This window comes from Metabacillus sediminilitoris, from assembly GCF_009720625.1.
GTDB classification, from domain to species: Bacteria; Bacillota; Bacilli; order Bacillales; family Bacillaceae; genus Metabacillus; species Metabacillus sediminilitoris.
Map to the genome: position 1 here is coordinate 473618 of NZ_CP046266.1, position 14155 is coordinate 487772.

A 14155-nucleotide genomic window follows, 5' to 3' on the forward strand; every position below is an offset into this window, starting at 1 on the left:
TTTTATGAAACAAAAAAGCATTTTAACCTGGGCGATTTCAGCCATTGTTTATCTTGGGATAGTAATTGGGGGATACACCGTATATGCAAGCTTGGACAATGATGACGATCACGGTTATACCCATGAGTCAGCAAATGATAACGAGGAAAAGTCTCTTAATGAGCAAGCACATAACGATAATCATACCGGACAAAAAAGTGTTGGTAATGGGCATTCAGCTCATAATGCTCAAACAGAAAGTGAAGTAATCACAACTGTAAAATATGAAGATGGTAGTATCATTGCTATAGATGTGAAGGATCAAGACCAAAATTCACCGGAATTAGAAATATCACATGAAAAGATTATGCATTTAATTATTGTAAGTACTGACCTAGAAGATTATTATCATTTACATCCTGAGGAAAATGGAAATGGCGTATATACTTTAAAATTCGAACTGCATGAAAACTCTTATAAAGCGTTTGTTGATATTAAACCAAAAAACCTTGCCTACCAGGTTAGTCCAATTGAGCTGCATGTGGGGGAAGGTCATATTGAACATGATAATTATTCACTAAAGGTTGATACTACCCTAACAAAAACAATCAATGAAAAGACCGTTGAATTACTAACTACAGAGCTAGGAGTAAATAAAGATGTTACGTTAAATTTTGATACAAAAGGGATTACACCAGAGCCTTATCTGGGAGCTTTAGGTCATGTTGTTATTTTGGATGAAAAGGGTGACAATTTTGTTCATGTGCACCCTGCCTCAGAAGAAAAGACATCATTTGAAACGAAATTTGATAAACCTGGGATCTACAAAGTGTGGGGAGAATTTAAATTTGAAGGTAAGGTTCATGCCTATCCATTTGTAATAGAAGTTAAATAAAAAGGGAAATAAAGGGGAGTTTTTATGAATTTAGATGGGGTTAGCAAACATCTATTAATTTGCAATGGGAAAACATGTACGAAAAATGGAGCAGAAGAAGTAACAGAGACTATAAGGGGAGAATTGAAAAACTTAGAGCTGCAAAAGGAGATTCACACAACAAAAACATTATGTAATGGCCAATGCAAGTATGGTCCAATTGTTGTTTTATACCCACAAGGGACATGGTATAGGGAAATGAATAAAGAAAAAAGTGAAGAACTTGTTCAACAATTGAAAGAAGAAGGAAGTGTTTATTTAGGCTCTGAACTTTACTATCATGATGGGAAAACATTTAAGAATCATGAAGGTTAATTGTAATTTGGTATAGTAGGCATAAAGATTATGAACCGTTTTTGCGCCAGTATCTGTCTTAACTCCTAAGAAAATCCATGATTTACTATCAAGTAGTTATCCTGTAGTAGAAAGTTATATGAACTTGGTTAAAAGAAAAAATGCACAGCATTATTGTACTCATTGTAATTCAAATCAAGGCAACTACTATCTTTTCAAGAAGTGGACTCTCCTTTTTCCTTTATGGATCCTAGAGCATTAGAAGATATTAAATTATATAAAGTTAATGTACCTGTTAAGAGTTCTTCTACTCCGTCGTATACATCATTAAAAATAAACGAACTTTCATACGAAATGGAACTATGAAACAATCCTTTAACTAATTTTTTATAAAATTTTAAAAGTAAGTTCCAATTCTATAAGTTTTATTTTTTTCTGTGGTAAGAGGTTGAAAAAATCTTATTCTATTAAAAAAAGCCCTAAAATTAGGGCTGAATAAGGTGATAACAAATTGACCACATAATGACCACACACTTAAGTTTTTTCAGTGTATCAAAGTATTCTATAAGTGAATATGTATTACAATTTATGCACTTAAAACAATTATATAATGTTTAATTCATTATGGTTTACGGTGCATGTCGAATGCTGTTCACTACTTGTAAGAAATGAATAAAAAAATGATACAGTAAGGGAAAGATCTTATCGATTAAATCGATAAGGTCTTTTTTAGAGTTACCGTAAAAAACTGAAGTTAACTGTAAGTTTTTTACTTTTTTGTAATCTGATTTTTTCATTATTTTCTCCATTTTAATACAATACCCTTGTTTTACTATCTATTAATTGATAATATTAATAAATTATTAATATTCTGAAATATCATTATTTAAAAGAGGGGGAATATATATGGGAAAAAAATTCATAAAAATAACCTTAGTCGTTTTGCCTTTTATACTTATGCTAGGAGCATTACCATTTGTAAATCGAATTGATCCTATTATTTTTGGTTTGCCATTTCTTCATTTTTGGCTCTTTTTAGGAATGCTTATCACTCCAATTTGTACGTATGTAATTTATCGATTACAAAAATCAGAGGGGAGTATTGAATGATGCAAGGTAATTTAACAGCTTTGTTAATCACAAGTTTCATTGTTTTATCAGTTGTTTTAATCGGATTTATTGCTGGACGAAATAAAGCGAATAGAAGCTCTGTGGAAGAGTGGTCTGTTGGTGGCAGACGATTTGGACCATTACTAGTTTGGCTTTTAGTAGGTGCTGATTTATATACGGCTTATACTTTTTTAGGTTTAACTAGTACAGCCTATTCAGGCGGGAGTCTTGCTTTTTTTGCGATTCCTTATACCATTATTGCTTTCTTTACTTCTTATTTCTATCTTCCGAAGCTTTGGGAAGTTTCTAAAAATCGTAAGTTAACAACACTTGCGGATTATGCAAAGGAAAGATTTGATAGTAAATTTTTATCTTTATTAATCGCAATAGTTGGTGTCTTAATGTTAATCCCTTATATTGATTTACAGTTAGCTGGGATTCAAGATACGCTAACAGTAGCTGGGACAGGGTTTATTAATGTTAAAGTCGTTGTTATTATATCGTTCTTATTAGTAGCACTTTATACATTCTTTAGTGGTATTAAAGGGCCAACCTATACAGCTATAATAAAAGATATTTTAGTGTGGGTTATTATGTTATTCCTGGTTGTATCACTTCCAATCATACATTTTGGAAGTTGGGGTTCAATGATGGATAAACTCGTGGCAGAATCTCCTCAGCTACTAACCATCCCTACTACAGGGCCAAAAGGTTTTCCATGGTTTATCACAGCATCATTAGTTTCAGGATTGGCGTTATTTATGTGGGCTCATGCTGCAACAGGCGTATTTACCGCTAAAAATGCTGATGCGCTTCGAAAAAATGCAATCTTTTTGCCATTTTATAATATTGTTTTGATTCTTGTTATATTCCTGGGTTTTGTTGCATTTCATATATTGCCAGAAGGAAGCGATCCTCGTTTCGCATTATTAAATTTAATTCAAATGTCTTACGGTGGTGTTGTTCAAGGACTAGCATATTCTACAATTGCACTAGCTTCGCTTATTCCTTGTTCCATTATGGCGATTGGTGCTTCAAACCTGTTTGCGAATAATATTTATCGCGATTTTATTAATCCAAAGGTAAAACCAGAAAAATTAACGATGATTACCCGTTCAATGGTATTTGTCGTTATTGGACTAGCTTTAATTTTTGGGATGCTATTCCCGACAGCACTTGTATCTCTTCAGCTTCTTGGTGTTTCTGGAATGGTTCAAATTTTCCCAGCAATTGTCTTTAGTCTGTTCTGGAGAAAACAAACGAAAGAGGCTACAATAATAGGCTTAATCGTTGGACTAATTGTTACCTTTACTGTATACGCAACAGGAAAATCCTTCGGTATCTATGAAGGTTTCTGGGGATTACTCGCAAATATCATAACACTTGTGGTTCTAAATCCTATTTTTGTTAAGAAGACAATGCAAAAAACTAATCCAGTCATCAATCAATTGTTTCCGAACAACAAGTCTCACATATGAAAACACGGAAAGGCGCTTAAAATAGTGACCACCGAAAGGATCAAATCTAATGGCTATTAGCAAATGACGTAATCTGACTAAAAAGGAAAAATGGTATTCTCTAAAATACTAGATTAATATTCCATTAACAATATTTGTGCGTTCCAGCAGTAGTTAGGTGGTTATGGAGTGTGTTGCCACATACACTCTGGGTCTCGTAGATGCTTTTAAAAGTGTAACCCAAAAATAAATATTTCTCAGTAAAAATAAACATTTCCGATTTAGACTCGGTTTTCGGTAAAATAAACATATGGGAAATAGTCATTTTAATATGTTCTTTCTTTACGTGTTTTAAAAAGAAGGGTGATAATCCACTAATAAAGAGAGTAAAGTCTACATGACTTTTTTAGATGTTAATTCACAATATCCAAGAAATATAATAAAAACCTTCCTTTTTGGAAGGTTTTTTATTTAGTACCTTTCCCCGAATGATAACGAGGAAAGGGTAAGATTGTATGAAAGAAAAGAATGACAATCGTTTATGTCAATCCCAGCTCCTGTTTTCTATTCTGCTTCATAACGGAAGGCTTAGGAGCTTGTTGTGAGAGTGTTGTACATTCCTCAAAAGAAAATTGTTTACAGCCTTTACAACGTCCAACATCTAATTTCGATAGAGCTTTATTAATTGCATCACCTGTATGGGAAAAAAAATGTTCCTCACCAATTATTTGATAAAAACCCGTTCGCTCAAATAATTCTTTTGGCTGATGCTGGAGACCGGAAATCAACACTTGTTGGTTTTTGGACTTGATTTGTTTCACAATGGTAGTGAGAAGTGCTTCCCCCGATGTATCTATAAATGAAACTTTACTCATTCTTAATAGGAGAATTTTCGGTTTAGAACGAAGAATTTTCTCTAGTTCTTCCTCAAATCTTTCCGTCGATCCAAAGAATAATGGTCCCTCTAGGGTATAAATGTTAATTTGTGGACAGTTAGACCCTTGATAGACCATTTCTGGTTTTACTTGCTTATCAATTGGGTCTGGTAAAACCTTTGACACTTTCAAAGTACGGCTCATTAGTCTAACAAAAGCGACAAGGGCTAAAAGTAAGCCGATCCCAACACCTGTTGTTAGGTCGATAAAAACGGTTAACAAGAAGGTAACGATTAATACTAGCGAATCCATTGTTTTCGTTTTTAAAATATGAGCAAATTCTTTGCGTTCGCTCATGTTCCACGCAACAAACATAAGAATAGGAGCCATACTCGCCAAAGGAATGGCCGAGGCATAAGGCGCTAGAATGACTAATACAAGTAATACGACAATCCCATGTATCACTCCTGATAAAGGGGAGGCAGCCCCATTTTTAATATTTGTTGCTGTTCGAGCGATGGCACCAGTAGCTGGAATCCCTCCAAATAAAGGAGTGATCATATTCGCTAATCCTTGACCGATTAGCTCCTTATTACTGTTATGCTTACCGTTGGTCATGCCGTCTGCTACTAACGCAGATAATAATGATTCAATTCCTCCAAGCATGGCAATAACTAACGCAGCAGGAAGGAGTTCAATGACTAGGCTACCAGTGATCTGAGGGAACTCAAAGGTAGGTAATTCATTAGGAATTGCTCCATAAGTCGATCCAATTGTTGCCACTTGATCTGGAAAGAACAAGGTAGCAAAAAGAGTTGATACAATCAATCCAAGCAGTGCACCAGGGATTTTTGTTATATATCTTGGAGCCAAAATGACAATAGCTAAACTTATAACAGCTACGAGAACACTGTAGATATTCACTGTATGTAAATTCAATAAGATTTCTTTCATATTTAAAAGAAATGATTCTTCTTTCTTTAAGTTACTAAGTCCTAAAAAATTAGCAATTTGGCCAGAAAAGATAATCACTGCAATTCCAGCAGTAAAGCCAATGGTTACAGGCCGAGGGATAAACTTAATAAATCTTCCTAATTTGAACACACCCATAAGAAAAATCATGATACCTGCTAAAAAACCGGCAATCAACAATTTCTCGTATCCGAACTGCATGACGACTCCTAACAAAACCGGGACAAAGGCTCCAGTTGGGCCAGCTATTTGATATTTAGATCCTCCAAAAAGAGAAACCATAATTCCAGCAATAATCGAGGTGTAAAGTCCATATTCAGGCCTAACCCCTGAAGCAATAGCAAAAGCCATTGCTAAAGGAATAGCGACAATCCCAACTACCAACCCCGCAACGAGGTCTTTCTGAAAATGGCCTAAGTTGTATCCATCAAATCTTCTAGAAGAAATCATTTAGAATACCCTCCCTTTATATACTGTATATTTCATTGTTGCTAGAATGAACAGTGCTGTATCCATCTACGACGAGATCTAATTTACCTGTACCGGGATGGATGACCAATCCATGAACGGCAATATGATTTGGCATTAACGGGTGATTTTTGATCATTTGAACACTATTTTTGACACTCTCCTCAACACATTGAAAACCTGTCAGCCATTTCGATAAATCAATACCGGCGTTTGTAAGTGTATTGATTCGCTCTTCGCTAACTCCTTTCTGCTTTGCTGCTTCAAGAAGTGGAGAAGAGTGAAGACCCACCATCCCGCATTCATGATGTCCAATAACACATACTTCCTCAGCTTTTAGCTCATAAATAGCGACTAAGATGCTCCGCATAATACTGCCAAAGGGGTGAGAAACAACTGCCCCAGCATTTTTAATCATTTTCACATCTCCGTTTCTTAACCCCATCGCTTTAGGAAGCAGTTCCACTAATCGTGTGTCCATGCATGTTAAAATAACCGCCTTTTTATCTGGATATTTAGTTGTTTGAAACTCCTCATACTTGTTTTGATCGACAAATGTTTTGTTATAGTTAAGAACACTAGAAATAATCGTCATATAATCGGCTCCTTTCAATTACCATTTTTTATCAAGAGGGTAGTACTCGTGAAGCGAAGGAATCTACTAAAAATAGCTTATGTACAAAAATCTGGATCTCTCGTATTTTTCTGCCTTATTAATCTCAGTTTTATGAACGCCACCCTAAAACCTCCTTTGTTTAAACTCAGGTTCCATCTTAAGAGTGCTAAATGATAATAAAATGACAGGTAGATTAGAAATTAATAAAAGAACGATTAGAAATTGATGAGAAACGATTTCGATCTTTTTTACACAAAGTTCCAATTTGAACGTTGAATGTCTCCACGAAAACTTGAAGCAGTCCAACAAAGGCTTTATTGATAGATCATTTTTGAATAAACACTTATTTAACATTTCTCCTTTCTAAGGATTGTAGAAGTAATTAATAATCTACTGAGTAAATTTGAAGAAACTGTGCAGTTTTTCTATTTCCCTTCTTTTTACCTAATTTTCAAAAAAGTGAATCGATAGTCTCAAAATAGGGGTTATTCCCCAATTTTTCAAAAATATAGATTAATATTTAGGGTGAGTGATGTTACTTTATCTGACACCGAGATGCCGGGAAATATCAGCCTATGTTCTTGTTATAGAGGAAGTGGCAGCACTTATTGTCTACTAGTTAATAAAGTGAAAGGGAAAGAGCTACAGATCGTTTGAATGATGTATTCTTATTTTGTTTATAGCTCTCGTGTTCATGAACAGATAGGAAAGGTAAGTAAGAGAATGAAACGAACCTTGGGAGGTATTGATGGAGAAGAGAATATTAGTCGTTGATGATGAATGGAATATGAGAAATTTATTAAGGATCTATCTAGAGGAAGAATATGATGTTATAGAAGCGGAAGATGGCGTACAAGCGTTAGCTTTTATTTCTTCCATACATGTTGATTTAATCATTCTAGACATTATGCTCCCCAACATGGATGGGTGGAAGATTTGTAAGGAAATTAGAAAAGAAAAGCATACCCCCATTCTTATGCTTACAGCAAGAAATGAGTTAAAAGATAAGATTTATGGATTAGATATCGGGGCTGATGATTATTTAGAAAAACCATTTGAGCCTGAAGAGCTCATGGCCCGTATTAAGGCCTTATTGAGACGGTCTATTATTAATGAACACTATTCAGAAAATGCATTGATGTTTGGGGATCAATTCATCATCATAAAAACAGAAAGCAGGACGGTTTTCGTAAAAGGGGAGAAGGTAGATTTAACTCCTAAGGAATACGAATTACTTTATTTATTGGCGAATCAGCCTCAACGTGTGTTTACAAGAGATTTATTGTTAGATGTTATTTGGGGAATGAGAGATATGAGAGATCTCAGAACTGTCGATTCTCATATTAAAAATATCCGCATTAAAGTAAAAGAACTAGCCTCTACATATAATCCAATTCAAACGGTGTGGGGTGTAGGTTATAAATTCAACCCGGTGGATGGCTCTTTATGAAATGGAACAGTATTGTTTTTAAATTGGGGGCTACTATATTTATTATATTAATTAGCGTACTTTTACCACTGATTTATACCATTGACCGACTATTTTATAAAAGCTATTTAAGTGAAGCCCATTATCAAATTAATCAATTAGCCGCTCAATATTCTAATTCCTTATCAAGTAGGGAAGATCTTGATTCGTTACAAGCTGTGGCAAATTTGACAAAGACGGAAATTTGTATTATTGATCGGGAAGGGAAAATTTTATTTACTTCTAACGATGAAGCGTTTCATCAAGATACGCAAATTGAAAGAGAGCTAGTAGAAGAGGCCTATTCAAAAAAAGATACTCAAATTGAATATCATAACACCACTAATAATCTTAACTATTTTGTTTCAGGAAAACCCTTATATTTATCCAACCAAGAAGATGTTGGTCTATTAGTATTCTCTAATGCCAAACATATAAAGAAATCAGTTCATGATATTGAGCTTTTATTGTGGGTCACTATGATTGGCGCTCTTTGTATGGCACTAGGTTTTACGTATATCGCTTCAAAGAAGCTTGCTTCACCATTATTGCAAATGGAAAAAGTGACAAGGGATGTTGCTAAGGGAAAGTTCTATAAGAAAGTCACCATCTCTTCAAACGATGAGGTAGGTTCATTGGCTACAGCTATTAATGATTTAGGTCAAGAGCTAGAAAGATACAGAAATAGGCAGACGGAATTTTTTGCTAACATTTCTCATGATTTAAGAACCCCCATCTCCTATATAAAAGGTTATATACAGGTGCTTCAGGATGAATTATATAAAGATGAAAAAGAAAAGGATCTCTATTTATCGATCATTCTTGATGAAGCCAATCAATTGAATGTGTTGATCACGGACTTGTTTGAGTTATCAAAAATTGAAAGCGGGCAATTAGATCTACAACTTAACTGGATTAATGTCCATGAATTGATTGAAAGCTGTCTCATAAAGGTAGCATTAAAAGCAAAAGAAAAAGAGATTCTCCTTCAAAAGGAACTAGATACAAATATTCCTTTTATTTTTTCAGATGGAGCTCGTTTAGAACAAATCCTAATGAACTTATTGGAAAATGCTATTCGCTACAACAAGTTGAATGGGCATATAAAAGTAAAAGGGGTGGTAGAGAAAAAGAAAGTACATCTTTTAATAGAGGATACAGGTGTTGGCATACCAGAAGAAGATCTTCCCTATATATTTGAAAGGTTTTATAAGGTTGATAAATCCCGATCAAATAGAATAGGAAGCACAGGTCTAGGATTATCAATTGTCAAGCACCTTGTTTTACTATTAGAGGGAGAAATAAAAGTAAAAAGCACACTACATAAAGGAACAACCTTCTATATCGCACTCCCATTTAATATAAGAGAAGGAATAAAAGATAAAGTGCTTTAAAAAATCTGCACGTAATGATTTTGCCTTCTCTTTCTTAAGATATATGATCGTATTAATCATAGGGATCTAGATTAAGAAATCAGTAAAACTTGAATATACCCAGGTTGTGTTTTAGTTGGATCTGTTGACACAGTCCAAACATGTAGAGTGCTATTCACTACATGTAAGACAAGAATAATATGAGATGCATCAGTGAGGAAAGAGCCTTTCTATTTAGAGAGGCTCTTGTTGTATTACGGACAGTTGTCAGAAGATCCCACAGTACGGAAGTAGTTCAATTTCTGGCATAGAGGAGCCCTTCCTGATGTTATATATATAAGACCTGTTTCAAGATTAATATTTAGATATCTTAATCCAGGGAATTCCCCTCTTCCTAGTTTTGTATGAATAGGTAATGATTGAATTTTCTAACACCATTTGGGAAAATGATAATGGACTAGTCACACTTAATTCGTATCTAAAGGGAAATATTAACTTTTATATAGTATGAACGCAAAAGGGGGATATACGATGAAAATAGTTATTAAAGAAATGAAGTTAAAGGAGAAGAACAGAAAAAAGAGATGGGCATGGACTTGTAAGATTTGTGGTGAAAAAGTATCTCTTGATAGTGGTGATACATATTATGAAGTAAAAGGAATCGATGGAATTGGAGTAAAAAGCAGAATAATATTTAATAGAACATGTTCCTATGAATGTGCAAAGAAATATGAAAGAGATATAGCAGAAATGGTCTCTTTAGAGCGTAAATATGGGAAAAAAGGGGTAAATCTACAAACGCAATTCACTAATAATAAGTGAAAAGGTAAAAATATAAAGTGAACCACTCATGCAGTCTTGCTTGCATGAAAGTGGTTCACTTTAGAAATGGTAACTAACTACTATTATTATTTAATTGCCTTACTAACTTTTAACCTTTTTCCTTTAATTGTTGCATTCTCCATAGCCTGTAAGACTAGTGAGCCCTTTCCGTTAAGGATATCAACATATGACATTTGATCATGAATGGTTATAATTCCAATATCATCTGCTGTTACTCCGGGAATCTTTGCTATCGTACCAACAAAATCTACAGCTCGTATTTTCTTCTTTTTCCCGCCATTGAAATGGAGTTTAATGATGTCTTGGTTTATTCGAGCAGTTTTATTGTTTCTAACGACGCGGCGGCCGCTACTTTTTTCTTCAAACTCATTTAATCCTGCAACAACTTCCTGATGTGTAGGAGCTTCCATTAGTGGTATGTCAAAAGCAATGTATGTTTCAATTGCTTTTAGGAATTTCTCTTCAAAAGGTGTCACAAATGTAATTGCTTTTCCTTTATTGCCGGCTCGACCGGTTCTTCCTGTTCGGTGGACATAGCTCTCTTTTTCCATTGGAATGTCATAATTGATCACTAGTGTCACACTATCAATATCAATCCCTCTTGCAGCTACATCGGTAGCGACTAAATAACGGAAATTACCCATTTTGAAACCATCCATCACGGCAAACCGATCTTCTTGTTCTAATCCACCATGGAGTCTTTCACAAGAATAATTGGATTCTTCCAAATCGGAAAACACTTTGTCGACGTTTTCTTTCGTTCTGCAAAAAATGATACAGCTGTCTGGGTTTTCAACGACCGTTACGTCTTTAAGCAGTGAAATCTTGTCTTTCTCTTTCACTTCGATTACACGATGTTCAATTGTATTTGTTGTTATCCCTGTAGCTAATATCTCGATATTAATAGGGTTTTTCATATATTTATGACAGAGATTTTCAACATCTTTTGGTAATGTAGCGGAAAAGACCATCGTGACTCTGTTTGAAGGAAGTTCTTTAATGATTCCTTCTACTTCTTCGATAAAACCCATATTTAGCATTTCGTCCGCTTCATCAATGATAAGATACTTGATATCGTCTAAGACTAGTGTTCCTCTTTCGATATGGTCCATTACACGGCCCGGTGTACCGACGACTACATGAGTTTTTTGCTTCAATTCTTCTTTTTGCTTTGCAAAAGGTTCTTTTCCATAAACCGCCATTGCTTTAATTCGTTTAAACCTTCCAATATTGGTTATATCCTCTCGAACTTGAACAGCAAGCTCCCGAGTAGGTGTAAGAATTAATGCTTGTGGCTTTTTTTCTTCCCAATTAACCATTTCACAAATAGGTATACCAAAGGAGGCAGTCTTTCCACTCCCTGTTTGTGATTTCACAACTAGATCTTGATATTCCATGGCTTTCGGTATTACTTCACTTTGAACCTCTGTAGGAGCTTTGTATTTTAACAAAACAAGTGCTCTTTTAATTTCATCGCTTAAATGATAGTCCTCAAAACTTTTTTTACTCATGTAATAACCTCTTTTTTTATATTATCCGACTTATATATAGGATTCTCTCAAAGATACATCATATGCATAACCTGAATATGGTTCATTATACTTGAAATGCAAGAGAATCACTCTAATTTTAAAATTAAAAAATTATATTAAGATTACCTGCATTTTTGTTTTTTTTTTGTAATGGTACGAAACCTTAGGGTGTGAACTAAAACACAGGGCTAATGACATCCTCAAAGTATGAATTGTGGTTTTATTTTTTAGTTTTACTTTGAATGGAACAAGTATAAGAAAAAAATAAAAATGTCACCATAATTACTAGAGAAGAGCCAAGTTTTCTAAAAATATTTATCGGGTATTATACAAGATATCTGAAGTGACATCTTGTACATGACATTTGTCATACCCTGCATATGACACCTGCTACTAACATGATTCATTTAATTACTCTATAATTCGAGTTAACAACATAAGGAAGGGAATTCAAACAAAATGACCTTACAAAATAATACGAAAAGTTTAAGAAAACAAATTGCTCCTTTTGAAAAATCAACAACCCAAAAAAGCATATGGCAGATTATCAATACAATCGGGCCATTTATTATTTTATGGTACCTTGCCTATGAAAGCTTGTCTGTTTCTTATTGGTTAGCATTAGTTCCAATTGTGTTAGCTGCAGGTTTTTTAGTAAGAACGTTCATTATTTTTCACGATTGTACACATTATTCGTTTTTAAAAAGTCGTCGAGCCAATCGAATAATTGGGACTATTACTGGTGTTTTAACATTATTCCCTTTTGATCAATGGGGGCATGACCACGCGGTTCATCACGCTACAAGTGGTAACTTGGATAAGCGGGGGACAGGAGATATTTGGACCCTTACAGTTGATGAATATTTGGCAGCACCACTTAAAACTCGTTTAGCCTATCGTTTTTATCGCAATCCTTTCGTTATGTTTGGATTAGGACCAATTTATGTTTTCCTTCTTAAAAACAGATTTAATCGCAAAGGCGCCAGAAAGAAGGAACGCATGAATACCTACTTAACGAATATATTAATCGTTGCTCTGATAGGTTTGCTCTGCTTGATTGTCGGATGGAAGGCAGTCCTATTAGTACAAGGTTCTATTTTCTTACTTTCAGGTTCAGCAGGTATTTGGTTATTTTACGTACAGCACACTTTTGAAGACTCCTACTTTGAGGAAAATAAAGAGTGGGAATATGTGTTAGCAGCAGTTGAAGGAAGTTCCTACTATAAGCTTCCAAAAATCATGCAATTTTTAACAGGAAATATTGGTTATCACCATGTTCACCATTTAAGCCCAAGGGTGCCAAACTACAAACTAGAAGAGGCACATAATAACACTGAGCCTTTACAAAATGTACCAACGATTACCCTTGCATCAAGCTTGCAATCACTTCGTTTCCGTTTATGGGATGAGAAGAAAAAGAATTTTGTAAGCTTTAAAGACGTTAAATCTTTAGCTAGAAAGAGTATGTCTGTTCAATCTAAACCTAAACCAGAACTATGACATCAACAATTATGACGGACTCCCTTATCAAATTGAAAGGAAGAGTCTTTCATAATTGCCAGATAAGGAGAGAACATAATGATTCGAATTGTCATTGCAGAGGATCAGGAAATGCTGTTAGGTACAATAGGTTCCCTTCTTAATTTGGAAGATGATATGGAAGTGGTTGGGGAGGCAAGAAATGGAGAAGAGGTCCTTACTCTTGTACACCGATTACAGCCGGATGTTTGTATCATGGATATTGAAATTCCTAAAAAAATCGGACCTGAGGCAGCAGAATCTATCAAATCATTTGGATGTAAAGTCATAATTTTAACAAACTTTGCTAAGAATGGTTATTTCCATTATGCATTAAAAGCGGATATAAGAGGTTATCTATTGAAGGACAGACCAAGTGAAGAGTTAGCCTGCTCGATTCGCAGTATAATGGATGGAAAGCAAATTTACTCGCCTGAGCTAGTTGAAGAGGATTTCGTTGCCAATGAACGGGAAATTGAAGTTTTAAAACTGTCGGCTGATGGCCAAATCAACGGAGAAATCTCTAAAAAGCAAAATCAAAAAAAGGGAACTGTCAGAAGTTATTTTTCTTCAATCGTGGATAAAATGAAGCTGCCAACCGGATAGAGGAGGAGCAAACTGTTACGCTTGCCCTTTTTCTCTTTTCCTTCTAAAAATGAGCTGAACTAGTTAGCAAAGAGCCTTTCCCTTTGGAGAGGCTCTTTTTTATTATATAC

12 protein-coding genes are annotated in these 14155 nt (G+C 34.8%); 9 read left to right on the plus strand and 3 right to left on the minus strand.

Annotated features, from left to right (window positions below; genetic code table 11):
* Positions 1 to 4 precede the first annotated feature (4 nt).
* From GMB29_RS02435 to GMB29_RS02450, 4 genes are all read left to right on the plus strand, one after another.
* Positions 5 to 874, plus strand: a complete 870-nt coding sequence (locus GMB29_RS02435) for a DUF8832 domain-containing protein (RefSeq protein ID WP_136355931.1) — start codon at positions 5 to 7, stop codon at positions 872 to 874.
* A 24-nt stretch (positions 875 to 898) separates the two neighbouring features.
* A complete protein-coding gene (locus GMB29_RS02440) occupies positions 899 to 1228 on the plus strand; it encodes a (2Fe-2S) ferredoxin domain-containing protein (RefSeq protein WP_136355933.1) in 330 nt (109 codons plus the stop codon).
* A gap of 885 nt (positions 1229 to 2113) precedes the next feature.
* The gene (locus tag GMB29_RS02445; protein ID WP_136355935.1) at positions 2114 to 2317 is read left to right on the plus strand and encodes a DUF3311 domain-containing protein; all 204 of its coding nucleotides are present in this window, start codon (positions 2114 to 2116) and stop codon (positions 2315 to 2317) included.
* Positions 2317 to 3795 (plus strand): sodium:solute symporter family protein, encoded by a 1479-nt coding sequence (locus GMB29_RS02450; protein ID WP_136356105.1) that lies wholly within the window; start codon positions 2317 to 2319, stop codon positions 3793 to 3795. The genes GMB29_RS02445 and GMB29_RS02450 overlap by 1 nt, the downstream gene beginning before the upstream one ends.
* 518 nt (positions 3796 to 4313) lie before the next feature.
* Here GMB29_RS02450 and GMB29_RS02455 read toward each other — a convergent pair.
* Positions 4314 to 6071, minus strand: coding sequence for a SulP family inorganic anion transporter (locus GMB29_RS02455; RefSeq protein WP_136355937.1), 1758 nt, complete (start codon positions 6069 to 6071; stop codon positions 4314 to 4316).
* A gap of 16 nt (positions 6072 to 6087) precedes the next feature.
* The gene (locus tag GMB29_RS02460) at positions 6088 to 6684 is read right to left on the minus strand and encodes a beta-class carbonic anhydrase (RefSeq protein ID WP_136355939.1); all 597 of its coding nucleotides are present in this window, start codon (positions 6682 to 6684) and stop codon (positions 6088 to 6090) included.
* A gap of 769 nt (positions 6685 to 7453) precedes the next feature.
* Here GMB29_RS02460 and GMB29_RS02465 point away from each other — a divergent pair.
* The 3 genes from GMB29_RS02465 to GMB29_RS02475 all read left to right on the plus strand — a co-directional run bounded on the left by GMB29_RS02465 (position 7454) and on the right by GMB29_RS02475 (position 10368).
* The gene (locus tag GMB29_RS02465; RefSeq protein ID WP_136355941.1) at positions 7454 to 8155 is read left to right on the plus strand and encodes a response regulator transcription factor; all 702 of its coding nucleotides are present in this window, start codon (positions 7454 to 7456) and stop codon (positions 8153 to 8155) included.
* Positions 8152 to 9567: a HAMP domain-containing sensor histidine kinase gene (locus GMB29_RS02470; protein WP_136355943.1), complete on the plus strand. Its 1416-nt coding sequence runs from the start codon at positions 8152 to 8154 to the stop codon at positions 9565 to 9567. The genes GMB29_RS02465 and GMB29_RS02470 overlap by 4 nt, the downstream gene beginning before the upstream one ends.
* A 510-nt stretch (positions 9568 to 10077) precedes the next feature.
* On the plus strand, positions 10078 to 10368 hold the full coding sequence (locus GMB29_RS02475; RefSeq protein WP_136355945.1) for a hypothetical protein: 291 nt from the start codon (positions 10078 to 10080) through the stop codon (positions 10366 to 10368).
* Between the two features lie 86 nt (positions 10369 to 10454).
* Here GMB29_RS02475 and GMB29_RS02480 read toward each other — a convergent pair whose 3' ends face one another.
* Positions 10455 to 11900, minus strand: a complete 1446-nt coding sequence (locus tag GMB29_RS02480) for a DEAD/DEAH box helicase (protein WP_136355947.1) — start codon at positions 11898 to 11900, stop codon at positions 10455 to 10457.
* 480 nt (positions 11901 to 12380) lie between these two features.
* Between GMB29_RS02480 and GMB29_RS02485 the strand changes: the two genes are divergently transcribed.
* On the plus strand, positions 12381 to 13421 hold the full coding sequence (locus tag GMB29_RS02485; protein WP_136355948.1) for a Delta(5) desaturase DesA: 1041 nt from the start codon (positions 12381 to 12383) through the stop codon (positions 13419 to 13421).
* 78 nt (positions 13422 to 13499) lie between these two features.
* Complete coding sequence (locus tag GMB29_RS02490) at positions 13500 to 14045, plus strand: response regulator transcription factor (protein ID WP_136355950.1); 546 nt, start codon at positions 13500 to 13502, stop codon at positions 14043 to 14045.
* Positions 14046 to 14155: the final 110 nt, after the last annotated feature.